Below are 2,710 nucleotides of genomic sequence, written 5' to 3'. Positions count from 1 at the left end.
CCCCAGGCCGCCGCGGCACGGCCGCCCGAGGTCAGCGCGCCTGCTCCCGTGGAAGCGCCTGCTGACAAGCCGCTCGGCGTCGTGATCCCGATGGACGACATCGTCCCACAGGCTCGGGTCCTCCTCGCCGAGGACAACCCCATCAACCAGAAGGTGACGTCCTTGACGCTCCGGCGCCTGGGCTACCGGCCCGAGGTCGTCTCCGACGGCGCGCAGGCCGTCGACTCGGTCCGAACCGGCGCCTACGACGTGGTCCTGATGGACATCATGATGCCCGTCATGGACGGCCTCCAGGCCACGGCCGCGATCCACCACGACTGCGGCCCCCACCCGAGGCCCGCGATCGTGGCCCTGACCGCGAACGCGATGGAGGGCGACCGCCAGAACTGCCTGGACGCCGGCTGCGACGACTACCTCGCCAAACCGGTCGCCCCGGAGGACCTCGCGGCGACCATCGAGCGCGCCATCCGAGAACGAAGCGAGGGAGCGGTCGCATAGCGGCCTCGAGGACGCGTTGTGGTCTTGCGTCCGCCACTGATTTCATGCCCGCGTTGACCAGGGACCTCACAGAGGTCGCCGCCGTCCTCGAGGTGACTCCCCGCATCGACCCGCACGAAACGGAGTCCGTCTTCGAGGTCGACAACGACGGGATGCGAACCGAGATAACGGTCCGACGAGAGCGTGGTCCAAGTGGACCTGTTCCGCGACGCGTTCGAGCCCCCGTTCTCCGGCATGGTCCTGTCCGTCCGAGGCCGGATCCGACGCGTGGCAGACCCAACGAGGGGATCGGTCGTCCTCGAGGACGCGGTGATCGCGCCCAGCCGGGCCGCGCACATCGCCGCAGAGCACGGCTTCTACGACGCCGACCGCATGCCCTACGGCGTAACGGTTCGGCTCGCCACCAAGCCGTCCGCCTATCTCGTGAGCAACGCGGGGCTCGTGACGGACTACCTCGAGGACGCGTCTTCGAACAGAGCGTCGAATCTGGGTGCCTGGAGGGGCCACGCGAAGTCGGACGGGATGTCGCGCAGGACGTCTGCGGGGAGCGGATGGGCATCGCCGCGCACGATGGAGCGCAAGGTGTCGAAGAGGACGTCTTCGCCGTCGTACAAGACCGGTGCGTGCAGCAGAGGCGCGTGCAGCCGGTCCGGGATCAGCTCGGGGTAGGTGAGCCGGTCGGGCAAGAGCGGGTGGCAGCCGCAGTGGATGGCCTCGAGCATCGAGACACCAAAAAACTCGTGGACCGACGTCGACACGACCACGTCGGAGCGCCACAGGAGCGCGGCGTACTCCTGAAACGACTCGGCGTAGCCGTAGTGGAGCACGCGCTCGGCGTAGCGGCTGAAACCGGCCTGGAACGCGGGCGGCTGCTCGGCGAACGTCTTGCCGGCCAGGATCAAACGGAACCGCTCGCCGGTGTCGTCGAGCCGGTTGATGGCGCGGAAGAAGGCCTGCGGGTTCTTGTCGTACTCCCACCGGTGGTTCCACAAGATCACGGGCGGCCCGGGCTCTCGCGATCGCTGCGCCTCGGCGGCGGGGCGTGCGGCATCGAGGCCGGCCAGGTCGAGGCCCAGGTGCAGCACGGAGCTCTTGGCGCGCAAGCCGGCGAGCGCCCCCAGGTGGGCGTAGTCCGGGAACCGACGGAGCAGGTCCGGGAGCGCGCCGAAAAACTCGTCGTGGTGGAACTGGCTGTTGAACACGACGCGGTCCGAGGCCAGCGCCGAGAGGTAGTTGATCCAGGCGTACGTGTAGTCGCGCTCGTCGCCGTCGCGGAGCGGGTACGTGAGTTGGTTCTCGTGGAGGTACATCACGACCGGCGTCCCGCCGAACACGTCGCGCGTCAAGGCCAGGAACGCCGGCACGTTGACCATGCCAGTCGCCACGATGACGTCGGGGCGCCATCCGCCCTCGAGGATGGCCCGGGCCTTCTCGGCCAGGGTTACGGCGGCCCCCTGCATCCGCCATTTCCAGTAGCGCGCGGCCATCGTGACCGCTCGGACGTCGTGCGCGCTGTGCGCCACAAGACCATCGAGGAATCGGCGGTGCGAGCCGCCGTACCAGGGCTCGAGGACCAGGACGTTCATCGGGTGGAGAGAAGTACAGCGGGTCGACCGCGAGGACGAGAAACGTGGGCTCCGACCTCGAGGCCGGCCCGATTCCGGGAAGCAGTGCGCGCGGCGCCACCGGTAACGAGACCGGACGCACACGATCACGCGCCGCCCCCGAGGCCGGACCGAGAGGGGCCAGGACGTTCGGCGACCTCGAGGCCGAGCGCGCCGCGCTGAAGACGGCTAGCCCTCGCTCAGCTCGTCGGCCAACTGCTCGGACTCCTCGGGCGTCGTCGGGCGGACGATGGCGATGGACCGGATCTGCAGCGCCTGTCGGAGTGCGGAGTCCTTGACCTCGACGGGCGAGACCGGGCGCTCGTCGCCGGCCTCCATCGAGATCGTGCGCGTGTCGAGGCGGAGGTCGAGCGTCTTCTCGGAGACGTTCTTGATAATCATCCCGCGGCGTTCGGGCATAGGGGAGGTGCGTTTGGACGCGAAGGGAGCGACCAAGATATTCCCCATACCGTGCCCGACCCTCTCGCCCAGATTTCGTCGTCCGCCACCCGGCTCCGCTCGGCCGCAGCCTCGCTGGCCCGAGGCCTTGCGGACCTCGCCTACCCCCCGCTCTGCCTGGGCTGCGAGCGCCGGCTTCCAGACGCGAG

General features: G+C 69.2%; 3 protein-coding genes. 1 reads left to right on the top strand and 2 read right to left on the bottom strand.

The window, feature by feature from the left end; genetic code table 11:
- Positions 1-498, top strand: a 498-nt coding sequence (locus WBA11_RS04515) for a response regulator (RefSeq protein ID WP_424519532.1), incomplete at its 5' end; no start/stop codon positions are given.
- Between the two features lie 449 nt (positions 499-947).
- Here the strand turns inward: WBA11_RS04515 and WBA11_RS04510 are convergent.
- Both WBA11_RS04510 and WBA11_RS04505 read right to left on the bottom strand, forming a co-directional pair.
- The gene (locus tag WBA11_RS04510; RefSeq protein WP_424519531.1) at positions 948-2,084 is read right to left on the bottom strand and encodes a tRNA-queuosine alpha-mannosyltransferase domain-containing protein; all 1,137 of its coding nucleotides are present in this window, start codon (positions 2,082-2,084) and stop codon (positions 948-950) included.
- A gap of 207 nt (positions 2,085-2,291) precedes the next feature.
- Positions 2,292-2,522 carry a hypothetical protein gene (locus tag WBA11_RS04505; protein ID WP_424519530.1) on the bottom strand — a complete coding sequence of 77 codons (231 nt, stop codon included), beginning with the start codon at positions 2,520-2,522 and terminating at the stop codon, positions 2,292-2,294.
- Positions 2,523-2,710 lie beyond the last annotated feature (188 nt).

Source organism: Rubrivirga sp., assembly GCF_049648075.1.
GTDB lineage: Bacteria > Bacteroidota > Rhodothermia > Rhodothermales > Rubricoccaceae > Rubrivirga.
Note: the sequence above shows the minus strand (reverse complement) of the source record. Positions and strands in the feature narration are given on the sequence as shown.

Coding starts and splice junctions, on each gene's coding strand:
- WBA11_RS04510 (WP_424519531.1), bottom strand. CDS start 2,084: ATGAACGTCCTGGTCCTCGAGCCCTGGTACGGCGGCTCGCACCGCCGA.
- WBA11_RS04505 (WP_424519530.1), bottom strand. CDS start 2,522: ATGCCCGAACGCCGCGGGATGATTATCAAGAACGTCTCCGAGAAGACG.